This is a genomic window from Streptococcus sp. HSISS2, assembly GCF_000448665.1.
GTDB lineage: Bacteria > Bacillota > Bacilli > Lactobacillales > Streptococcaceae > Streptococcus > Streptococcus raffinosi.
The window spans coordinates 143,833-166,123 of record NZ_CM002133.1 but is presented as its reverse complement, the minus strand read 5'-3'; the positions used below and the strand labels follow the sequence as shown (position 1 = coordinate 166,123).

The 22,291-nt window shown below is 39.4% G+C and carries 15 protein-coding genes and 3 pseudogenes; 3 read left to right on the top strand and 15 right to left on the bottom strand.

Annotation, left to right across the window (positions count from 1 at the left end; translation table 11 throughout):
* Positions 1 to 107 precede the first annotated feature (107 nt).
* The 4 genes from ilvA to HSISS2_RS00860 form a co-directional block, all read right to left on the bottom strand.
* On the bottom strand, positions 108 to 1,358 hold the full coding sequence (gene ilvA, locus HSISS2_RS00875; RefSeq protein WP_008535698.1) for a threonine ammonia-lyase IlvA: 1,251 nt from the start codon (positions 1,356 to 1,358) through the stop codon (positions 108 to 110).
* A 109-nt stretch (positions 1,359 to 1,467) separates the two neighbouring features.
* Complete coding sequence (locus HSISS2_RS00870; RefSeq protein WP_021144911.1) at positions 1,468 to 5,028, bottom strand: glycoside hydrolase family 66 protein; 3,561 nt, start codon at positions 5,026 to 5,028, stop codon at positions 1,468 to 1,470.
* Between the two features lie 391 nt (positions 5,029 to 5,419).
* Positions 5,420 to 5,863: a D-aminoacyl-tRNA deacylase gene (gene dtd, locus HSISS2_RS00865; protein ID WP_021144910.1), complete on the bottom strand. Its 444-nt coding sequence runs from the start codon at positions 5,861 to 5,863 to the stop codon at positions 5,420 to 5,422.
* Between the two features lie 12 nt (positions 5,864 to 5,875).
* Positions 5,876 to 8,095, bottom strand: coding sequence for a bifunctional (p)ppGpp synthetase/guanosine-3',5'-bis(diphosphate) 3'-pyrophosphohydrolase (locus tag HSISS2_RS00860; protein WP_008535695.1), 2,220 nt, complete (start codon positions 8,093 to 8,095; stop codon positions 5,876 to 5,878).
* Between the two features lie 169 nt (positions 8,096 to 8,264).
* On the opposite strand from HSISS2_RS00860, the gene nrdI reads away from it, so the two are divergent.
* Positions 8,265 to 8,729 (top strand): class Ib ribonucleoside-diphosphate reductase assembly flavoprotein NrdI, encoded by a 465-nt coding sequence (nrdI, locus tag HSISS2_RS00855; protein WP_021144909.1) that lies wholly within the window; start codon positions 8,265 to 8,267, stop codon positions 8,727 to 8,729.
* Between the two features lie 35 nt (positions 8,730 to 8,764).
* Here the strand turns inward: nrdI and HSISS2_RS00850 are convergent, their stop codons facing one another.
* The 10 genes and pseudogenes from HSISS2_RS00850 to tig form a co-directional block, all read right to left on the bottom strand.
* Positions 8,765 to 11,305, bottom strand: coding sequence for a bifunctional 2',3'-cyclic-nucleotide 2'-phosphodiesterase/3'-nucleotidase (locus HSISS2_RS00850; RefSeq protein WP_021144908.1), 2,541 nt, complete (start codon positions 11,303 to 11,305; stop codon positions 8,765 to 8,767).
* A gap of 165 nt (positions 11,306 to 11,470) precedes the next feature.
* Positions 11,471 to 12,215 (bottom strand): annotated as a pseudogene (locus tag HSISS2_RS00845) (16S rRNA (uracil(1498)-N(3))-methyltransferase).
* A complete protein-coding gene (gene prmA / locus HSISS2_RS00840; protein ID WP_021144905.1) occupies positions 12,216 to 13,169 on the bottom strand; it encodes a 50S ribosomal protein L11 methyltransferase in 954 nt (317 codons plus the stop codon). It abuts the pseudogene before it with no gap.
* On the bottom strand, positions 13,148 to 13,615 hold the full coding sequence (locus tag HSISS2_RS00835) for an NUDIX hydrolase (RefSeq protein ID WP_021144904.1): 468 nt from the start codon (positions 13,613 to 13,615) through the stop codon (positions 13,148 to 13,150). The genes prmA and HSISS2_RS00835 overlap by 22 nt, the downstream gene beginning before the upstream one ends.
* A 255-nt stretch (positions 13,616 to 13,870) precedes the next feature.
* Entirely contained in the window at positions 13,871 to 14,257 is a 387-nt protein-coding gene (locus HSISS2_RS00830) for a hypothetical protein (protein WP_042766874.1), read from the bottom strand.
* A 283-nt stretch (positions 14,258 to 14,540) separates the two neighbouring features.
* The gene (locus HSISS2_RS00825) at positions 14,541 to 15,035 is read right to left on the bottom strand and encodes a hypothetical protein (protein ID WP_042766873.1); all 495 of its coding nucleotides are present in this window, start codon (positions 15,033 to 15,035) and stop codon (positions 14,541 to 14,543) included.
* A gap of 445 nt (positions 15,036 to 15,480) precedes the next feature.
* On the bottom strand, positions 15,481 to 15,951 hold the full coding sequence (locus tag HSISS2_RS00820; protein ID WP_021144903.1) for a DUF3013 family protein: 471 nt from the start codon (positions 15,949 to 15,951) through the stop codon (positions 15,481 to 15,483).
* 94 nt (positions 15,952 to 16,045) lie between these two features.
* Complete coding sequence (locus HSISS2_RS00815; RefSeq protein WP_021144902.1) at positions 16,046 to 17,650, bottom strand: CTP synthase; 1,605 nt, start codon at positions 17,648 to 17,650, stop codon at positions 16,046 to 16,048.
* A gap of 249 nt (positions 17,651 to 17,899) precedes the next feature.
* A complete protein-coding gene (rpoE, locus tag HSISS2_RS00810) occupies positions 17,900 to 18,475 on the bottom strand; it encodes a DNA-directed RNA polymerase subunit delta (RefSeq protein WP_008535687.1) in 576 nt (191 codons plus the stop codon).
* 158 nt (positions 18,476 to 18,633) lie between these two features.
* A complete protein-coding gene (gene tig / locus HSISS2_RS00805) occupies positions 18,634 to 19,917 on the bottom strand; it encodes a trigger factor (protein ID WP_008535685.1) in 1,284 nt (427 codons plus the stop codon).
* Positions 19,918 to 20,056: 139 nt separating this feature from the next.
* On the opposite strand from tig, the pseudogene HSISS2_RS00800 reads away from it, so the two are divergent.
* Positions 20,057 to 20,898, top strand: a pseudogene (locus HSISS2_RS00800) (mechanosensitive ion channel family protein).
* Between the two features lie 245 nt (positions 20,899 to 21,143).
* Here the strand turns inward: HSISS2_RS00800 and HSISS2_RS00795 are convergent.
* Positions 21,144 to 21,641 (bottom strand): sigma factor, encoded by a 498-nt coding sequence (locus HSISS2_RS00795; protein WP_008535683.1) that lies wholly within the window; start codon positions 21,639 to 21,641, stop codon positions 21,144 to 21,146.
* A gap of 449 nt (positions 21,642 to 22,090) precedes the next feature.
* Between HSISS2_RS00795 and HSISS2_RS00790 the strand changes: the two are divergent.
* Positions 22,091 to 22,291: pseudogene (locus tag HSISS2_RS00790) on the top strand (ISL3 family transposase); the annotation flags it as partial.

The window sequence follows — 22,291 nt, the reverse complement described above, 5'->3', positions numbered from 1 at the left end:
CTCAGTAGAAATACTGAGGGTTTTTGATTGGAAACAAGATTTTTTTCTATTTACAAATAGAAAAAACCAACTTTCGTCGGTTCTTTTCTCCTTAGGTAAACCTGTCCTCAGACAAGCATATTGTAAAGTGTTTCATTACCGTGAAGATTAATGTAACTTGGGTCAAAGTCCGAAAGACGTTCAAGCAAGCCGTCATAATCATTCTTATCACTAAGAGCCACGCCAATAAGAACTGGACCTTTGCCTTTATTGGCACGTTTGATGTACTCAAAACGAGTGATGTCGTCATTTGGTCCCAAGATATCATTTACAAATTCACGAAGGGCACCTGGACGTTGTGGGAAATTAACCACAAAATAGTGCTTGATGCCATTATAAATAAGGGCACGTTCTTCCATCTCTGGCATACGGTTGATGTCATTGTTACCTCCTGAGATGATACAAACGATGGTTTTTCCCTTAATCTCATCTTTAATCACTTCAAGGGCCGCTACAGAAGCTGCACCTGCAGGTTCTGCAATGGTACCAACTTTAGAGTACATATCAATTAAGGTTTCTGAAATCAGCCCTTCATCAACACCCAAGAGGCGATCCACATGTTTACGAGCCACCTCGTAAGTTTTGGTTCCCACCTTTTGGACAGCAATCCCATCCGCAAATTTATCGATTTCTTCGAGTTTTACAGGATAGCCACGGTCAAAAGCTGCTCTCATGCTACGAGCGCCACTAGCTTCAACACCGATAACCTCCATAGATGGTGCCACATCTTTGATATAAGTAGAAACACCAGAGATGAGACCACCACCACCTACTGGAACCAAGATACTATCAAAGGAAACACCCTCCTCTTGAGCCTGCTCATAAATTTCATAAGCAACTGTTCCTTGACCCGCTTGGACATTATAATCGTCGAATGGAGCAATGAAAGTCATGCCTTCAGACTTGGTATATTCCTGTGCTGCTTGGGCAGAAGCATCAAAGGTATCTCCCACCAATTTGATTGTTACAAACTTGCCACCAAAGAAACGGACTTGACCAATTTTTTGGTGAGGCGTTGTCACTGGCATAAAGATGGTTGCCGGAATCTTCATCTCATTACAAGTATAAGCAACCCCTTGAGCATGGTTGCCGGCTGAAGCACAAACCACACCACGTGCCTTATCCTCATCGCTTAACTGATGGATGGCATAGTAGGCTCCACGCAATTTGAAAGAGCGCACCTTTTGCATGTTTTCTTTTTTAATATAGATGGTTGCTCCGTATTTTTCAGACAAATAGCGATCAAAATCTAGTGGTGTACGTTCCACTACGTTTTTTAAGACTTCGTTAGCCTTTACGATATCATTTGCAGTAATCATTGGCTCTCCTTTGACACAATATTCAAACTATTTCTATTGTATCACAATTTTCAGAAAAATAGCAGTCTACCCAAAGAAAACTCCTTGTTGGCACAAAGAGTTTTACCTATTATTTGTTATCTTTTTTTGACATCAAGAAATTACGAAGGGCTGCCAGTGCGGCTGCACCTGCTAGAACAATGGCTGTAAGGATAGCCACAGCATGTTCCCCCCACTTATGAGATTTTGCTGTTTTGACAATTGTCTCTTTGAGACCTTCTGTCGTTCCTTTGTCACCTTTTTGTGTTGTGGTTTTATTGGCAACATTAAGATTTTGACTACCACTGTAGGTGTTATCTGATGAGGCTGTGTTAGCAACTTCTTGAAGGGTCCCATGAGTGTAACGAACATTTGTCGTGATGCTATCAATCATCTCAACAATATTTCTAATTGTCCTTGCATCATATAAACCACCCTCAGTATCCTTTAAAATAGATACTGCTAATTTTTCAATAGAAGCTTCTGAAGATGCTGCTACCATAGAATGAACTTCTGAGCTTGCTGTTTCTGAATATCTTGCATAATTGCTAAAGAGCGACGCTGCTTCTGTGATTGTTTCTGAAGTACTTGGCAAGGATTCCGATACACGTGGAGAATCAGGGAATCTATTCCAACTATTGATGTTTTCTGATAGTCCACCAAGGATGACTTCCTCTGATGTACTGACTGTTTCTGATGTCTCCGAAGTCGCTTCTGAAGGGATCACTTGACTCTCTGATTCTGTCAATGAAAGGACTGGTTCAGCAACTACATGTGATTCCGAAACGACTGTTGTCGTTGCAATGGCCGACTCTGAGACCATGGCACTGCTTGCAGGCTCTGATTCAGATATTGAAGATGCTGAAGCCCTTGTGCTGACTGAGGTTGCTGATGATACCGTTGCACTTTCTAAAATGTCTGATGATGCTTCTGAAGTCGCTAAGCTTAGGGCCTCCGAAGCTAGTGTATTTACTGAAGCTGATTCTAGCGCTCCTTGACCAGAGTTAGATACCAGGTCTCCATCTTTCTCATCAAATGGTGCTTCTGATTCCATAGATACTGGGATAGCTGCTGATTTTATGAGTGTATCAACTGATGGTGCTGGTTGCATTGTTTCATCTGGTTGAACATGTTCAACAATCGGTTTCACATCTGTAGAAACTTCTGAACCTTTGTTTACTGTTGTATTTTCGGATTTAGCTGTTTCTGAACTTGCTTCAGCTGTTACGGTATTATCTGCTTTCTTACCAGCTTGGTTAGTAACTGGTTTTAAGACAACTGGTGCTATCGGTGTTGCTCTTGTGTCTTCCTTGATGTAAAGCATGTTCCAGAGAGTCAACTTAGGAACTGAAATGACAAGGACTGGTTGACCATTGTCATCTGTTTCAAGGCTTGCTTGTGCCTTCTTCATGCTTGAAGTTGCCCAATCATCTGGTGATGTCACATAGACTTGATTGGCAATCTTAGCGGCCTCTTGAGCTGTTTTACCTGCTAGGCTAAGACGAACTGTGAGATTTTCTTGTGCATCCGGTGTTTTATTATCCGCATAACCTTCTTCATTATGCCAGCCCGCATTGATACCCATCATGTTAATCATTTGAACAGTTGAGAAACCTTTTCCTGATTTAGCAAATGTCCAAACTTGATTTCCTGTCACACCTAGCGCATCTTTAGAAAGGATTTCACCAGCAACATTCTTGGTAGACACAGCTTGAATGCTGTTAGTCACACCCTCGCCACGAAGAAGGTTTTCATAAGCAATGATAAACTGTTGGTAAGTGTAAAGCTTACGAATAGTGTCCTTAGCCACACTCAGGTATTGAGTTGGGTAATAAGCACTTTGAAGGACGTTTAGGGCTGCATTAGCATTGGCAAGGGCTGCAATGGACATGTGGTAACCACCAGCTGCAGCTACTGTCGCATCTACCAGAAGGGTCGCATCGGTCTGCAATGGCTTACCAGCCAAGGCATCTTTACCAGCACCGTTAGTTGCTTTTCCGCCAGGAACAGTATAGTCAATACCTGGTTCTTCCATGTAGGCACCGACGATAAGTGATTTACCAGTTTTATTGCGGACCATATCAATGCGTGCTTTCAAATCCCCATAGGCAACTTGCATACGTCCTGGAAGCACTGAACCACCGTTTGTCCAAAGCTCATTATAAACAAAGTCTTGACGTGCCTTGGCTAATTTATCATCATTACCGCCATTGACATCATTGATTGTGATGTAATAGTTCTCACCAATAAGATCTTTCATGGCATTAATAAATGATGCATATGAATCAGACATCATGTGTGAGTCAACTTCGTCTGTGCTGTGACGGTGCTCATAATCTGTCACACGGTTGTCACCAATTGTATCACCTTGCCAACCATCAAATCCCATACGGTCCATAGCTGATTTCATGACACCTGCAATGTATTTTTGCCAATCAGGATTAGCTGGATCATAGTAAACTTGAGTTGGGTTGTCACCGATAGTGTAAGTCATTGGCTCACCCTTCTTACCAAAGCTGTCATAAAAATTATAAACCAAAGCAGCGAGCGGAAGGGCTGGATTCTTTGGATTGGAATCTGCTGAAATCATGTTATAGAGCATGGCAACAGCGCCAGACTTATGCACTTGATCCACCAATTCTTTAACGGCCTTAGTGTCAACCTGGGTGTGACTCCAGGTATTCCATTTTTGAACAAAGCTATCAACACCCTTTGGGAAAGGATTGGTAGCTTCACTATAAGCATCGTAGAAGAAATATGAGTTAATATTCATAGACTTCATAAGCTCAAGCTCTTTACGGTAGGCCTTAAGATTTTTGACAAGGATACTGTTTTGATCAGTCGGTGAACCTGCTACAATACCGTAACGTGGGAAGACTGTCCAATCATTTTCAACAGATAAGCCAACACGTTTACTTGTCAAGGCTTTACCCAATTTGTCGTTGACACTGATTGTCACCAAGTAACCTGTGTTGTTTGTCAACCATTCTGACGCAACAGTCAAATTTGAAACCTTAACCGAAGCCCCCGCTGCCAGTGTCACATCAACATTATCTTGACCGATGATTTCTGAAGCCTGTTGAAGGGTCAAGTTGACAGTCAAAGTTTGAGTTTCTGCGGTTGGGTTAGATACAACAACAGAGTAGTTAACATCACCATCAGCCTTACTATAGGCTGCTTTTGTTGTTTCTGGATCTGTCAAGTAAGCATCGCCATTCAAGTTTTGTTCTGTCACTCCAGTAACTGGTGTTACTTGGGCTGTTGAATGACGTCCTGCTTCCGTAGCATTATCAGATGATGATGTGATGGTTTCCACAGCAGCTGACTCAGGAGCTAGCGCTTCACTAGCTACAAGAGTTTCTGAGCTAGCGCCCTCTGTTGGTACCGCTTGGGAAAATACTGTGGTAGCAGTCGCAGTTGTTGCTGTATCTGTCGTAACAGCTACAGACGATGGACTTATTTCTGTTGTTGCAACTGGAGCAACCACCTCAGTTGGTACCACGACCAAGTTATCTGCCTTGCTGGTAATGACGGGGTTGGTTGCTTCGGAACTGACAACGTTATCTGCCTTGGCTACTTGACTAATTCCCAAGACACCACCAGCTACAAACAAACCTGATAATAATTTAGTTGACGATACTTTCTTTGACATCTATCTCTATCCTTCTACAAAATCTTTATCACCTCGGCGTTTCAAATTATCACTATTTTATTTGCATGCAGTAAACTCGAGTTGTTTTTAGTTTCATAAAAACCGCTTGGTGTTTCTTATGAAATTAATGTTAACTTAATCTTTTTTGTAAAACAAGGGAATTTCCGGTAATCCTCTTAAACGGTAACTTTTTCATCATGAATGGTCAGATTTTTTTAGAAATTCTAGAGCAACGTTTTTTAATGTCATTAAATATTCTTTATTTTTATCTCTCCAAAATGACAAAGATAATTCATAAATGCTGAAGATTCAGTCTAGCAACTTATAATGTCTTGAAGGTCATCTAGAGTAGCAAAAAACCACTTCCCATACAAGGTGGGAAATGGTTTGCTTATCTATTTTTGGTATCTAAAATGATGGTCACAGGCCCATCATTAACTAGACTAACCTGCATATCTGCACCAAAGCATCCTCGTTCTACAGGAACATGGGTTGACAAGGATTGATTGAAATCGTCATAGAGTTGGCTAGCCATATCTGGCTTTGCAGCTCCTGTAAAGGCTGGTCGGTTCCCTTTTTTCGTATCCGCAAAAAGCGTAAACTGAGAAATCGACAAAATCTGGCCACTAACATCCTTAACAGAGAGATTCATCTTGCCAGCTTCGTCTGAAAAAATACGCATATTGACAATCTTACGCACCGCATAATCCAAATCCTCTCTGGTGTCCTCTGGACCCACTCCGACCAAGAGTAAGAGACCCTGATTAATAGCACCAACTGTATGATCCTCAATAGCTACGGAGGCCTTTTGAACGCGCTGAATCACAATCTTCATAGCAAGAGCTCCTTAACCATTGGTACGTTTAACACTGTAAACATCTGGAATAATTTTAATTTTATCCACAAGACCAGTCAATTCAATGAGGTTGGCAATTTCAAAACTAACATGAATATTGGCAAACTTCATGTCCTTAGTTGGTTGCGCATTGACCGTCGCAATACTCTTAGTCGTATTTGACAAGATTTGAAGAACATCATTCAACAGACCTGAACGGTTAAGACCATAGATGTCAATCTCAGCCAAATAAGATTTATTAGCATTACGCTCATCCCACTCTACTTCGATTAACCGTTGTTCATAACCTTCCTGACTCTTGATATTATGGCAGTCTGAACGGTGAATGGCGATACCACGTCCTTTAGTGATGTAACCTTCAATTTCGTCTCCAGGCACTGGGTTACAGCACTTGGCAATACGCATGAGGAGACCTGAGGCACCTTGGATGATAACCCCATTTTCACTCTTGACCTTAAGAACCTCTTTCTTCTCAGTCTTGACTTCGCCACCCTTCATTAGCTCTTCAGCTTCAGCCTTAGCCTTAGCACGCTCTTCTTCACGACGTTCTTTTTCCGTCAAACGATTGAAGACAGCAGCAGCACTGATTTCACCAAAACCAACGGCCGCATAGAGAGCCTCCTCACTGCGTACGCTCATACGAGGAAGAATTTCCTCTATATGCTTCTTGTCCAGATATTTATTGGCAATGTAGCCCTGCTCTTGGAAGTAGCCAACCAAAAGCTCACGCCCCTTGGTGATAGAAGCTTCTTTGTCTTGATTTTTAAAGAATTGACGAATCTTATTTCTGGCCTTGGTGGTCTTAACCATCTTAATCCAGTCACGGCTAGGACCAAAAGAATTAGCATTGGTGACAATCTCAACCACGTCACCTGTCTTGAGCTTAGCAGTCAAAGGAACCATACGACCATTGACTTTAGCACCTGTAGCCTTTTCACCGACTTGGGTATGGATGGCATAGGCAAAGTCAATAGGCCCCGAATCTTTAGGCAATTCCTGAACAGCTCCATTTGGTGTAAAGACGTAGATACGTTCTGAGAAGATATCCTCTTTAACAGAGTCCACAAATCCCATAGCATCGCCATTTGAAGCATCTTGGAGTTCCACGAGATCTTTAATCCAGTTCATTCCCAATGCAGACTCTTTCGAATCTACCTTGCCCTTGATACCTTTCTTGTAAGCCCAGTGAGCTGCAACCCCGTATTCGGCAACTTGGTGCATTTCCTTAGTACGGATTTGAATTTCAATAGGCCCTTTTGGCCCATAAACCGTTGTATGGATAGACTGGTAACCGTTGGATTTAGGATTGGCAATATAGTCTTTGAAGCGACCAGGCATGGGGCGCCAAAGCTCGTGGATGTAGCCCAACATGGCATAAACATCACTGTGCGTCTCCATGACACAGCGAATGGCAATCAAATCATAAATTTGATCGAAGCGCTTCTTCTTATCACGCATCTTACGATAAATTGAGTAGATGTGTTTGGGGCGGCCATAAATGTCTCCGACAAGTCCCTGTTCAGAAGTATAGGTCTTGATTTTAGCGACAATATCATCCACAAGTTCCTCACGTTCACGGCGTTTTTCCTTCATCATATGGGAAATTTTGTAGAATTCCACCTCGTTAAGGTAACGGAAGGCCATATCTTCCAGTTCCCATTTGATACGACTGATACCCAAACGGTGAGCCAAGGGAGCATAGATTTCCATTGTTTCACGAGAAATACGCTCTTGCTTGTCCTTACGAAGATGCTTAAGGGTACGCATATTATGCAAACGGTCTGCTAATTTAACCAAGATAACACGAATATCCTTAGACATGGCCATAAGCATCTTACGGTGATTTTCAGCTAGTTGCTCTTCGTGTGACTTGTACTCGACCTTACCAAGCTTGGTAACACCATCTACGATATTTCGTACATCAAGGCCAAAATCTGCTTCCAAATCATCTAGCGTCTTTTCGGTGTCTTCAACGACATCATGCAAGAAACCACAGGCCACTGTCACTGCATCAAGGTGGAGATCTGCCAAGATACCTGCCACTTGAATAGGGTGGATAATATAAGGTTCTCCTGACTGACGAAATTGCCCATTATGAGCCTCCGTCGCATAATGCCAGGCTTTTTCCACTAATTTTAAATCATCTGCTGACATGTAAGCCGAGCAAATGTCTAAAATTTCTTCGCCTGTTATATTTTTATCTTTAGCCATGATTTCTTCCTTCGCTACTTTTTAATTATCCTTTATTTTATCACTTTTACAAGTAAAGAAAAAGAGCTAGATAGGCAATTCTTAGTCAGAAGGAGGCAACTTGAAAAACACAATATCTTGTGTTAGAATGATTGAGCAAACACAAGATATAGATAGAAAGAGGACACTTATGTCTCAACTTACCCTCGTGTATATTAGTCTTAGTGGCAATACCCAAAGCTTTGTCAAACGGATGTCTGATTATTTATCCCTAAAACACGGAATTGCCTGTCGCCAAATCAATATTAAAGAACTCAATCATGAAACCTTCCAAGTGGACGAACCCTTTGTTGCTCTATTGCCAACCTACCTTGAAGGAGGCAATGGCATCGACAATGGAGATGTCGAAATCCTAACTAATCCACTGGGAGACTTTATCGCAGCCCATGATAACTACAAACGTTGCTTTGGTATCATCGGTTCTGGTAACCGCAACTTCAACAATCAATACTGCCTAACTGCTAAGCAATATAGTAAACGTTTTGGTTTCCCTATGTTAGGGGACTTCGAGCTTCGTGGTACACAGTCTGATATCGAACGTCTGGCACCCATTATCCTAGAAGCACAAAAGAACTTTAAACAACTATCAAACTAAAGCCAAAAAGCCCTGATAGGGGCTTTTTATCTTGCTTAATTTTTCTCTTGCTTTTTGATTCCAAAGAATCCAGCCAAGGTCAAAAGAACCATTCCAGCTAAAGTTGCTGACACAGATTCGTCTGAATTCGTGTTTGGCAAGCTCTTGGCTGAGCTTGAAGGTTGAGTTTCTTGCACTTGAGCTTGAGGTAAGATAACGACTTGAGCGTTTGATAACTGGATAGCTGAAGCAGGTTTAGCCATGCTAGCAACTGCAGTAGCATTTGGTTTTACATGCTTAGTGTGGTCTGCCATCTCAACATCTTTTGGTGACTTCTCAGATTCTTTCTTAGTCGTATCCTCAACTTGATTTGCCTTTTCCTTAACAACCAAACGGTACTCTGCAAATCCTGCCTGTGTTGATGGTCCTACATAACTAATGGCATCCTGACCAGCAAGATGAGCACGCGCATTGTCAGAAGAGGCAAAACGGATGTCTGCATTGGTAATATTAGGAACGAAACTCCAATTTCCATCGGCACTTGGATTGATCGTTTTCTCGCTGACGATATAGTCAATGATGGCCTGACGATTTTCAAGATTGAGGAGACGTTTTTCTGCAGCATCCTTAACACCAGGGAAATTACCAGTCGCACGGTAGTTATTAGTCACCACAAGGAAAGTCTGATTCAAATCAATGGGTTTACCTTGATAAGCCAAGTCACGAACACGACTAGCGTCTGGGTTAACCAACTTACCTTCACGATCATATTTGTTAGGTTGTGTCAAATCAAACTTGTAAGTCAACCCATCAATCACATCGTAATTATATGAGCGATAACTACTGTTAATAAGTTGTTGTGGTTCTTTGCTGTTAGGATCAATTTGATTGAACTGTCCCGCAGACATTTCCAACCATTCTTTGATTTGTGCTCCAGTCACTTTGAGTAGGGCTGTAACATTATCGTAGAGGTAGAGGTCTGCGACATTCTTAATGGCCAATGGCCCCGCTGGAATATCAGTATAGTAGGTCGCATCACCACGAGTTCCTGCCTTGAAAGGTGCTGCAGCTGAAAGGAGTGGAAGATTCTCATCTGCTGTTCCGGCTACTTGTTTCTTAACATACCATAGTTGTGCATTATTAACGATCTGAATAGATGGATCATCCTGAACCTGAGCAAAGTAGCTAGTGATTGGTGCAGTGGTCTCACCAACTTCCTTACGGACATAGTTGATTGTCCCATTATGGTCATGAGCAGCCATGTCAATTAAGTCCTTGTCCGCAACATCTGACTTAGTGTCAATCTTTTCAAGCTTGGCCTTACTGTTGACAACTTTCCATTTACCATTCGTATAAGTCAACTTGACATCCATGATTCCGAGATGATCTCCGAACTTACCAGCCATAACCACAGGTTTTCCATTGATGAGACCATTAACATCATCTACACCAGGATATTTAGCATAAAAACTTGTGCCATCTCCATTTGGAAAATCTGCATGAGAATGCCCTGTCGCAACAGCATCAACGCCTTCAATACCAGCAATTTGGTAACCTTCATTTTCCTCGTTCTTAGTGTATTCATTGTCACCAATACCAGAGTGAGCTGCGACCAGAATATAGTCAGCTCCTGCAGCTTTCATTTGAGGAACAATTGTCTTAACAGCCTCCATTGGATCATCAACGGTTACCTTACCTTCAAGATTGGCCTTATCCCAAACCAAAATCTGTGTTGGAAGGACACCCGTAATACCGATTTTTAGTGTTACCTGTTTGCCGTCCATATCAGTAAAGGTCTTGTTAACAATCTTATAAGGATTGTAATAGTAGTCACCTGTCTTAGCATCACGCACATTTGCATTGATAATATTAATCTTAGCAGTCTTAACCATACGGTTCAAAAATTCGAGGCCATAGTTAAACTCGTGATTTCCAAGCGTTTCGGCATCATACCCAAGCATCTCAAAGGCCTTATACATAGGGTGAGTCTCACCTTGGGCAACAGGATCAATCAAAGCCTTATAAGTTCCAAAAGGAGTTCCCTGAATCGTATCCCCACTGTCCACCAAGACCGTATTGGGATTGGTTTCACGGGCTTTTTTGATAAGAACAGCAGTTTTAGACAGACCAACTGTTTGAGACGGCTTATCTTGATAATAATCATAGTTAACCAAGTTGGTATGAAGGTCTGTTGTTGACAAAATCTGCATATCAACGGTTTGCCCCTCATGAGCAGGCTCTGTAACAGGTTCGGCCTGTACTGGTACTGCTGGTGTCACCTGGTTAGCATTGGTCAAAACAGCACTGGCTTCTTGATTTGCTTGGGACGTTGAAGTATTAGATGATGGCTCTGCAGACGCATTTGCCGCTACTGGTGTTGGGGTAGCAGATACAGTCTCTGCTCCTCCTTGAACAGCTGTCTCCGAAGTTCCTTGTCCTGATACAACAGAAGTCCCGCTATCTGTCACACTTTCAGTTGAAGTAGTTGCTACTGATGTATTTGCTTCATCAGCATGCCCTAGGACTTGTGGCACAGTCAAGAGGGCAAAAAGGCCCAAAACCACAGCGGATTGAGTCACATAACGATTCGTTTTCATTAAAAATCTTCCCCTTTTATAAAGATAATACAATTATATTAAACCTAAATAAGATTATCAACCTTTTTAGAAATTACAAAGTCTATGTCAAAATGAACAGCCGGGAGTATGTCTCAGCTTAAAAGTGTCAAATACAAAAAAAGTTGGAACAAGGCCAACTTTCTCTTATTGATTCAATTCTAAAGCGTAACTCACACTGCTCAAAGTATAGAGAGGAGCTGTTTCCGTCCGCATAATACGTGGTCCAAGGCCAATCTTAACGCCACCAGCATCTTCAAAGGCGTCAATCTCAGACGGAGAAATACCACCTTCTGGTCCAAAGATAAAGAGGAGCTTCTGTCCATGTTCCACCTGAGCCAATTCACGAGCTAGAGTAGCCAACTCGCCAGCTTTAGCGGTTTCCTCATAGGCGATAAAAATCTTATCAAAATTAGCTAATTCTGATAGAAATTCCCCCCTTTTTCTCGAACAACCTGACCTCAGGAACACGATTACGTTTGGATTGTTCTGCAGCTCCTAGAGCAATCTTGGCAAGCTTATCTTCCTTCTTGGCAAGCTTCTTACCATCCCACTTAACCACAGACCAGTCCGCAGGGAAAGCCCAGATAGCCTGTGCTCCAAGCTCCGTTGCCTTTTGTGTCACCAGCTCTAGCTTATCTCCCTTTGGAAAACCAGAGGCAATGGTCACTGAAACAGGCATCTCAACATTATCAGCTAAGTCTTCAATCACTTCAAAGACATGATTCTCACGGTCAGTCACACGTGCAAGATGCTTGATACCGTCTTCAAAAACTAAGACAACCTGATCATCCTCTGTTAAACGCATAACGTTAAACATATGCTTCACAGCATCCTTGTCTTTGATGATTACTGGATTTTCAACCTGCCCCTTTATAAAATACTGTTGCATTTAGCCTCCAATCACACCTGAAATATCATCTGTCTTCTTGAAGACACAGGCATTCCACTCTCCCTGAACCATGTGAGTTTCTAGGAAGAAACCAGCTTTCTCGGCCGATTCACGTACCATATCCCATTTTTCAGAGATAATTCCTGACATAATCAAGTAACCTTCATCCTTAACCAAACGGTAGGCATCTTCCGTCAGGTGGATGAGAATATCCGCCAAAATATTAGCCACGATAACATCAGCTTCTTGCGTCACGCCCTTTAAAAGATCTCCCGCAGCAACATGGATATTTTCCATACCAGGATTCATGTCGATATTTTCCTGTGCCACTCGAACCGCTACGTCGTCAAGGTCATAGGCGTAGATCTCCTTAGCACCAAGAAGAGAGCTAGCAATCGAGAGGACACCCGATCCAGTTCCCACATCAATCACCGTCTCACCACCACGGAGCACCTGTTCAAGTGCAAAAAGACTCATCTTAGTCGTTGGGTGTGTTCCTGTTCCAAAGGCCATGCCAGGATCTAGTTTGATGATTTTTTCGCCTACTAATGCCTCATAGTCTGTCCATGACGGCACGATTGTCAGGTCATGGGTAATGCGAGCTGGTTCATAGTATTTTTTCCAATTCTCAGCCCAATCCTCTTCAACCAACTCTTGAGTAGCCAAGTGAATATCTCCCGTTTCAAGACCAAAATCCGTTAACTCAGCCAAACGCTCATTAACTTGCTTGGTAATGGCCTCGATATCTGCTGATTCCGGATAATAAGCTGTAATTTTAACCGTCTCAACCTGCTCAACCTCAGGATAAAGTTCCCCAAAACGGTCCGCATTTTCCAAATAATCTGCACTATCATCAATAGCCACACCTTGGCTCCCAGACTCAATTAAAATATTAGAAGCTGCCTCTTCGACCTCACGATTAACCTCAATCGTTAGTTCTTGCCATTTGTCCATATATTATTTTCTTCCTTTTCTGATAAATAATCTTTAAATCGTTCTTGCAACTGTGGAATGATTCCTTCTGCTTTTATAAAGTCCTCTATAGGCATCAATTTAAATTCTTGGCCTTCATCTCCAAAATAAATCTCCTGATACTGCCCCTGACTGATTTGAGCAACCACAAAAACAGCTGACCTGTCTTTATCCAACATACTAGGATAGATTCTCGACCAGATAATTGATTCCTCTTTCAGAACCAATCCAAGTTCCTCCCAGACTTCACGTCGAAGACACTCAAGAGGCGTTTCCAGGCCTTCTCTTCCACCACCAGTCAATTCCCACATATTGGGCCAAGGAATAGCTGGTTTATTATCTCTGAGAATAACCAAAATACTTTGCTCTACGAGTAAGGCAGCCTTAACACCTGTAAAATCGAACTGATCTTTTAAATAAGCATCCATCCCTTTTCGCTCCCTTTAATACCTTGGATAAGCAAAAAATTCCTTCTCTTCAAAGACTTATTCTTAAACGTACTTCCCTCATTTTCAAAGTCATACTTTGTAAAAATAAATGACATAACATTTTTAATTTTTTCTTTAGCCTATCAGAATATCTAATCAATTATGACTAACTTTAACATTGATATTTTACACATTTATAAATCACATATTTAACATATCATGTAAGTATGTTTTAAGTGCAATTAAATCGACTACTTATGAATCCATAGATAACACGATTAAACTGCCTGCAATTAAAATAGTTAAAAAAGTAGTGACAATTGGATCCCAAAATATACCCCAAAAAATAATTAAGAATACAATATAAATCAAAGAGGCTATATATTTTCGTTCTTTAATCCCCCAAAAAATAAGAAATAAAAGGGATATTGCCCAAAATAATCCTAAAAATAAATGAAAATAATACCCATCTACTTGCACAATTTTAAACGCTTCACGAAGCGCTCCTAGTCTTTGTTGCTTTATACTAATAATTTCTGGGCTATGCTTAAATTTATTTATCCACCAAGACATGACAATCTCAATTATACATATCATTCCTAATTTCACTGGATTTTCCACATAATCTTTAAAGTAGTTCATAAATTCACCATCATTTCTATTTTAAAAGTAATCCTAAGAGAAAAGCAACGATTGCCCATATAAGTGATAGTTTGGGAGCTTCAATACTTTTATTTGTTCCAACTAACCATTTATAAATTGTCTCAAAAGTATCATATACTATAAGTGATACTACAAAAACTGTGACCAATAGAAGGACCAAAAACAAGTATTCTCTAATACACTCTGCCCTATCTTCAGAATATAGGAGCTACTATTATCCAAATTAATAAATGAATCTTTGTCTTTCCAAAAGAATGTCAAATCAGCAACTAGTATAATGAACATTAATATAACATTCTTTTTTCTTTGGAATAAGAAACAAAAGAAATAGAATACAAAAGATTGTAATCATCAATGGTAAATTCATAAAATTATCAGTCAGAGAGGCGTGATTAATTTCTATATGAGATAGATAAGAAATGTTAGCCTTCAACCAACTTAAAGTGAAATAATTGACCATCCCCATAATTGCAAATATTCCAAGTATTTTTACCCTATTTGTCTTTAAAAATTTTACTAAACATACATATAATTGCCCAAGAAAGTCATTTAATTGGGTTGCCTTTGGTTTAGTTTCTTTTACTGAGAAAATTTTTCCTAAACGCTTGTCCATCTCCTGTGACAAGGTTACATGCTTCTTAAGTAATTTTTTGTGTGCACTCTCATAGTCTTTTGCAAATATAGAATACGTAGCTATCTTTTTTATATCTATAGCTACAACTTTTTTCTTATCTTTCTGATAATAAATTCTTTTCATGTGTTCCTTGTTTATCTATTCATTGAAATGTATTTTATTCGAATCGAAAAACATATGTAAAGTAGCAATATATGTTCAACTTAGATTTCAGTACTAGAATTATACCATATTTTTCAAAATCAAAATATAATGTTAACCGTATCTCATTTTCAATCATTTATGTGAAACTGTAAGAGTTATTCTAACTATATTAACAAAGAAAGAGACCTGCTAAAAACAAGTATCCACTCCCCCGTTATTAATGATCAACACATAAAATAATTTAAAGGAATTCTAAACAATATACATGTAAATTTCAAAAACTATTTTAAGATAGAATCCTAACCTAAGTCATACAAAGCTTCCTTGTCATTCCGAAAGATGGTTAAATTCTTATCATCGCAAAAAATAACATTTTACAACCAGTTAGTACTCCTAAGCAATCCATAAATCTGAGCTTTCCCTCCTAATATCTCGGATATGGATAAAATTCTCCCTCTTCCAAGCCAGCTTTCCCTTTTTCGAAAGCGTCTTTGTCCCAAACCAAACCGAATTCCTCAGGTCCATCATCAGATAGGAAATCCATCAAGTCACTCAACCCTTCTGTTGCCACCTCATTCAAGGTTTCTGCAAAATAAGCTAAAAACTCACGAGATAGACCTTTCTTAGGCTCATATGGAATTGTTACTAGGTAGTCCTCCTCATCAAAACGTGATTTTGCTGGATTGTAAAAGAGCACGTAGTCTTCAAAAATAACATCCTCATCAGACACTTCACCCTTGTCATCAATAGTCTCCACATTACCACTGTTTTGCGCTTCTAGGATGAAGGTTACTTCTACAGCGTGATTCTTTTTATCCCAGTCTATCGCAAAATCATAATCCAAATGCTTATCTAATTCTTCTTCTAATACTGACAAAAAGCCAAACTTAGCCATTTGTTTTCCTCGTTCTTTCTTAGTATCCCCCTTATTTTAGCATAAAAGGAGCCAATAAAAAACAGAGTAGGCTGTCCCACTCTGTTCTAGTTCGTTATTTAGCATTTTCAACCGCTGCTGTCACAAAGGCACTGTAAAGTTCTTCAGCATGGTTTGGACGGCTATGATATTCTGGGTGGTATTGCGCTGCCACATAGAATTTCTTGTCTGGGAGTTCTACAACTTCCATCAAACGATTATCTGGTGACACACCTGAGAATACAAAGCCTTCAGCCTCAAACTGTTCACGGAATTTAGTATTAAATTCATAACGGTGACGGTGACGACGTTGAACAACTTCTTGATTGCCATAAGCTGCAGCAGCCTTAGAACCTGGTTTCAACTTACATGGGTAAAGACCAAGTCGAAGAGTTCCACCCATATCTTCAATATCAATTTGATCACGCATAATATCAATAATTGGGTATTTAGTTTCTGGGTCAAGTTCAGCCGAGTTAGCCCCATCCAAGTGAAGAACGTGACGAGCAAACTCAATACATGTCAATTGCATACCAAGACAGATACCCAACATCGGTACATCGTTCTCACGAGCATAACGAATAGCTTGAATTTTGCCCTCAGTACCACGTTGGCCAAAACCACCAGGAACGATGATACCATCAGCATCAGCCAAACGAGAAGCAACATTTTCCGCAGTCAAGTCATTCGCATTAACCCAGTCAATATCAATAGCAGTATCATTTGCCAAGCCTGAGTGTTTAAGTGCCTCAACCACTGACAAGTAAGCATCGTGAAGCTCTACATACTTACCAACAAGAGCAATTTTCGTTGTCTTCTTAAGATTAAGCACCTTATCAACCATAGCAGACCATTCTGTCATATCTGCAGCTGGAGCATCCAGTTTCAAATGATCACAAACAATTTGATCCATACCTTGAGCCTGCATATTAAGTGGTACTTGATAAATATGTTCCACATCTAACGATTCAATAACAGCCTCAGGTGCAACATCACAGAACTGAGCCAACTTATTTTTGATTCCTTGACCAACGGGTTGTTCTGTACGGATAACCAACATATTTGGTTGAATACCCAAACCACGCAATTCCTTAACAGAGTGTTGCGTTGGTTTTGTCTTCATTTCACCAGCAGCTTTCAAATAAGGAAGAAGTGTTGTGTGGATATACATAACATTATCAGAACCCACATCAGCCTTCATTTGACGAAGAGCTTCAAGGAATGGAAGACTTTCAATATCACCAACCGTACCACCAACTTCAGTGATAATAACATCAGAATCAGTCGTTGTCGCCGCACGCTTAATCTTGTCTTTCAAAGCATCTGTAATATGCGGAATCACCTGAACAGTCGCACCAAGATACTCTCCTTTACGTTCTTTACGTAAAACTTCACTATAAATCTTACCAGTAGTCACATTAGAGTATTTATTAAGGTTAATGTCGATAAAACGTTCGTAGTGACCAAGGTCAAGGTCAGTTTCAGCACCATCATCAGTGACATAAACTTCACCATGTTGGTAAGGACTCATCGTTCCTGGGTCAATATTGATATAAGGGTCAAATTTTTGAATGGTAACCTTAAGTCCACGATTCTTAAGCAAACGTCCAAGACTCGCAGCTACAATCCCTTTACCAATTGAAGATACTACACCACCAGTGACGAAAATATATTTTGTCATGTTAACTCCTTTAATATAATGTAAAACCATAAAAATAGCAGATTGATTACCGTATTCGATAATCGAGATAGTCCTTTACCAGTGTCCAACATGAGTACTATTTAGTAACTCAATATCAACAAAACCAGTAAATGACAAAAACAAAAATGACCCCCTAGAGTTTTACTCTGGGAGTCTTGATCATGACCTCTTCAAAAGAGGTGCCCGATACATAGTCTAAACTATCCAAGACTATTTGTCAATGAAAAATTAATCATTTGACTCATCTTCATAGTCATCATCGTCATCTTCTTCAGACAGCTCAACATCATCTAAATCATCATCTGGAATAATTTCATTCAACTCAGAGTCATAAGATTCCACTTCGGCTTTCTCATCATCATCGTTATCATCATCGTATTCAAGACTATCAGAATTAGGTGTAAAGTTTTCATCTTCTGGGTCATCGTCATTGTAGTCAATGGCATCTTCATCACCATCCATGAAGGCATTAACTTTTTTATTCTTACGTTTTGGCGCATTTTCATCAGTATCTTCCAATGTGATGACTTCTTCATCAATTTCATCAATAGCGTACCATGAACGTAAGCCCCATTTGTTATCTCCTAGAGGAATGAAGCTCCCATCCGTATTCAAATCTGAATAAAAGAATGGCAAAGCTTTACGGATATCAGCATCCGATTTTTCTAAGTAATTTTGAATTTCATTGACCAAATCATTGAAATACATTTCATTATCACGACCACGTGTTTCTAAGATAGCACGGGCCACTTCAATCATTGATAATTCACTTTTTTCTTGTCCAGCAAATACGTCTAGTTCCAAAGTGGTTCTCCTTCATTCTTACTCAAGCTAATGTCGAAACAAAAATAGCTCGGCAATCAATTTTTCGCTACCCTCTATTTTACGCTAAAAAGAGTCAATAGTCAAAGCATTTATAGAAGAAAAAATCAAGTCTCAACAGAAACTTGATTTTAGTTCTATTATTTAACTTTTGCTGAGCTTGTGATAAGTTCAACAGCTTTTTTCATCGTAATATCATGTTTAAGCATCTCAGGTGAAAGAAGTGAAGAAACTTGTGATACTTCCATGTTGTATTCAGCTGCAAGATCGTTAATTTCTTTTTGAATTTCTTCTTCAGTAGCATCGAATCCTTCAGCAGCAGCAACAGCTTCAATAACAAGGTTAGTTTTCACACGTTTGTCAGCATCAGCTTCATATTGCTTGTGAAGATCTTCTTGAGTTGTACCAGTAATTTGGAAGTACATTTCAGGAGAAATACCTTGACGTTGCATGTTACCCATGAATTCGTTCATAGCACGGTGAACTTCGTCTTCAACCATTTCAGCTGGCAATTCGACGATTTCAGCATTTTCAACAGCCAAATCAAGTGCAGCACCTTCAACAGCATCGTCAAATGCGATTTCTTTAGCTGCTTCAAGTTCTTTACGATATTTAGCTTTCAACTCATCAAGAGTTTCAACTTCGTCATCAAGGTCTTTAGCCAACTCATCATCAAGAGCAGGAACTTCTTTAGCTTTAACTTCGTTAACTTTAGTAACAAATACAGCATCTTTACCCGCAAGATCAGTAGCTTGATAGTCTTCTGGGAAAGTTACTTTAACTTCTACTTCATCACCAGCTTTTGAACCAACCAATTGGTCTTCGAAACCTGGGATAAATTGACCTGAACCAAGTTCAAGAGAGTGATTTTCACCTTTACCACCATCAAATTCAACGCCATCTACTGAACCAACAAAGTCGATAACAACAGTGTCGCCATTTTCAGCTGCACCTTCTTTAACGACCAATTCAGCCAAGTTTTTACGTTCGTTTTCAAGCTTAGCATCAACATCTTCATCAGTAACTTCTTTAGAAACTTCAACTGAAACCTCAAGATCTTTATATGCACCAAGTTTTACTTCTGGTTTTGTAACAACTTCTGCAGTAAGTGTCCAATCTTGACCTTTTTCAATTGATTTGACATCAATTTTTGGTTGTGCAACAACATCAAGACCAAGTTCAGTAATCGCTGCTTCATAAGCCGCTGGAAGAATTGCATTCAAAGCATCATCATAAAGAGCTTCTTCACCAAATTTTTGGTTAAATACGGCACGAGGCATGTGTCCTTTACGGAAACCTGGTGCGTTCAAATTCTTTTTAACCTTGTTAAACGCTTGATCCAAAGCTGGTTGAATTTTATCTTGACCGATAGTAAATGTCACCACACCACGGTTAGTGGCTGTGTTTTCAAATGATACAGACATGTAGTCATTCTCCTTAAAATTTTATAGATACAGTTTAGTTTACCATATTTCAAAGCCTTTTAAAAGTTTTTTCTCCAATTTAATCACAAGAACATCGTTACAAACTGCTTCTTTTCTCAAATTTTGATAAACTAGTGCTATGAATATTTTACAAAAGTATATCCAACAATTTAATTTCGAAGAAATCTTAATGGTACTTATTACCAAAGGAATCAAACTCCTTATTCTCCTCACTATATTCCTTCTCAGTAAAAAAATCATTGACTTCCTTTTTAAACATACTGTGGGACGATCTCTATCCTGGACTATTCAAACCCCTGCCCGACAAAAAACAATTGAGCGCCTGCTACACAATAGTATGAACTACGTGCTTTACTTTTCCTTGTTTACTGGCTCCTCAGTATCCTTGGTGTCCCTGTATCTAGCCTCCTTGCAGGAGCAGGACTTGCTGGAGTTGCACTTGGTTTAGGCGCACAAGGCTTTTTATCAGATGTTGTTAACGGATTTTTCATCTTATTAGAAAACCAATTTGAAGTGGGAGATTCAGTAGAAGTAGGAACTGTTACGGGTCGGATTTCAACTGTTGGTATCCGAACAACACAAATTCGAGGATTTGATGGAACGCTCCATTTCATACCCAATCGAAATATTACAATCGTATCCAACAAATCTCGAGGAGACATGAGAGCACAAATTGACATCCCAGTTTATATATCGACTGATATCAATAAAGTTATGAGTATCATAGAACAAGTTAATCAAGATAACATTGAAAAATATCCCGAAATCTGTGGAACTCCAAATGTTATTGGATTAATCACAACACCGTCAGGCCAATTAGTTTTTCGAGTTGACATTTTTACACAAAATGGACAACAGACCCATATCTACTCAGACTTCCTAAAACTTTACCAAGAAGCTCTGATAAAAGAAAAGGTTGAACTTCCAAAATTTTCCGGAAATTCCATAGTTGTAAAATAATTAAGATTCAATTACTCATCACAATAATCATCAACTGAAAAAACACCCAAAAATGAATGCACTGCACCCCCTATGTTAGATTTTATTCTATCTAACATAGGGGGTATTTAGTTATGAAATCAGCTTATTAAGATAGTATTTATCGTTATAAGCTAGGGGTTAAAAGCAATCATCTCAAACTTTGATCATTACTAAAAGTGAATAGATATCATAGAACAAGATAAAAAACGTTATAAAATCGAAAATTAATCCTCCTCATTGTAAGGATCAAAATCAACCATCCAAAATCTTAACTCTCTAATCATCTTCTTTCTTCCCCTAAAACATTCACCAGCCAACAATCGATCTAACTTAGCAGAATCTTCAGCAGAAAGCTGATTACGAAAAGCCTTAATTTGCTGATCATAAACGATTCGGTCTACTGTATCTAATCCCTTATCTGGAAGACAAAAAGCGATATCTGAAATTTCTACATAACACTGCCTATTGATTTGACGCTTAACTGACTCCTGTCGTCTAACTTCGTCATTCAGTCTATTTCTAAACTTCGTTTTAAAATAACGACGTAGCTTATCATCATCACCTTCTAATTCGGGAAATTTGTTTAAAAGTTGATAAAGAGTCATCATAGCTTCTTGCTCCATATCTGCTTGGTCCCAAAGTTGAATAAAGTATTGGCGAAAAGCTTTAAGGACAATCGGTCGTACAACCTCATATGCGTGAACAAAAACTTCTTGCTGCATAAAACCTCCAATAAAAATAAAATAATGTAATCTAATTAAATTACAAATCCATTATAAATGAAGTCAGCAAAATAAAATAGCGACATAAATGTCACTATAAAATTGAAAGAAAATCCAAAAAACTTTAAACTTCCAAAGCTTAGATAACATTAAAAAAACTACTTTCAAGTAAAAAAGTGACTTGGTCTCCAAGCTGAAAACCTTTTCCTATTCAAGTCAACCGATATAGCAGAGCTAATTTTCATATTTCATCCGTAAAAAATCTTACTACTCAATAAAATTGAAGTGAACTACTAAAAAGTATGCGCTAAGATATTAATATCCTGTGGCTCTATAATTTCTGTAGTGGGTAAAACCACCATAGAGATTATAGAGCTTTTTGAATGCAGACAAAAAGTCCCATAAGAAACTATAATGAAAAGCAACCAAACCATCATTAGGAAGAACTTATGAGACTTATTAAGAGTACCACAGAATTAATCGGAATTAAAGACCCAAACATCATTATTTCTCTTGTTTTTGAAAAAGATACCTACATTGAGGTTCAAGCAATACTTGATTATCCTGCACCACCATGTCCTCACTGCCAAGGAAAGATGATCAAATATGGCTTTCAAAAGCCTTCTAAAATTCCTCTCCTTGAACAGGCT

Excerpts from the sequence above, each read along its gene's own strand:
- HSISS2_RS00860 (WP_008535695.1), bottom strand. The coding sequence starts at position 8,095 with ATGGCTAAAGATAAAAATATAACAGGCGAAGAAATTTTAGACATTTGC.
- dtd (WP_021144910.1), bottom strand. The coding sequence starts at position 5,863 with ATGAAGATTGTGATTCAGCGCGTTCAAAAGGCCTCCGTAGCTATTGAG.
- HSISS2_RS00825 (WP_042766873.1), bottom strand. The coding sequence starts at position 15,035 with ATGAAAAGAATTTATTATCAGAAAGATAAGAAAAAAGTTGTAGCTATA.
- ilvA (WP_008535698.1), bottom strand. The coding sequence starts at position 1,358 with ATGATTACTGCAAATGATATCGTAAAGGCTAACGAAGTCTTAAAAAAC.
- HSISS2_RS00815 (WP_021144902.1), bottom strand. The coding sequence starts at position 17,650 with ATGACAAAATATATTTTCGTCACTGGTGGTGTAGTATCTTCAATTGGT.
- HSISS2_RS00795 (WP_008535683.1), bottom strand. The coding sequence starts at position 21,641 with ATGCAGCAAGAAGTTTTTGTTCACGCATATGAGGTTGTACGACCGATT.
- tig (WP_008535685.1), bottom strand. The coding sequence starts at position 19,917 with ATGTCTGTATCATTTGAAAACACAGCCACTAACCGTGGTGTGGTGACA.
- HSISS2_RS00830 (WP_042766874.1), bottom strand. The coding sequence starts at position 14,257 with ATGAACTACTTTAAAGATTATGTGGAAAATCCAGTGAAATTAGGAATG.
- HSISS2_RS00870 (WP_021144911.1), bottom strand. The coding sequence starts at position 5,028 with ATGTCAAAGAAAGTATCGTCAACTAAATTATTATCAGGTTTGTTTGTA.
- nrdI (WP_021144909.1), top strand. The coding sequence starts at position 8,265 with ATGTCTCAACTTACCCTCGTGTATATTAGTCTTAGTGGCAATACCCAA.
- prmA (WP_021144905.1), bottom strand. The coding sequence starts at position 13,169 with ATGGACAAATGGCAAGAACTAACGATTGAGGTTAATCGTGAGGTCGAA.
- HSISS2_RS00820 (WP_021144903.1), bottom strand. The coding sequence starts at position 15,951 with ATGGCTAAGTTTGGCTTTTTGTCAGTATTAGAAGAAGAATTAGATAAG.
- HSISS2_RS00835 (WP_021144904.1), bottom strand. The coding sequence starts at position 13,615 with ATGGATGCTTATTTAAAAGATCAGTTCGATTTTACAGGTGTTAAGGCT.
- HSISS2_RS00850 (WP_021144908.1), bottom strand. The coding sequence starts at position 11,305 with ATGAAAACGAATCGTTATGTGACTCAATCCGCTGTGGTTTTGGGCCTT.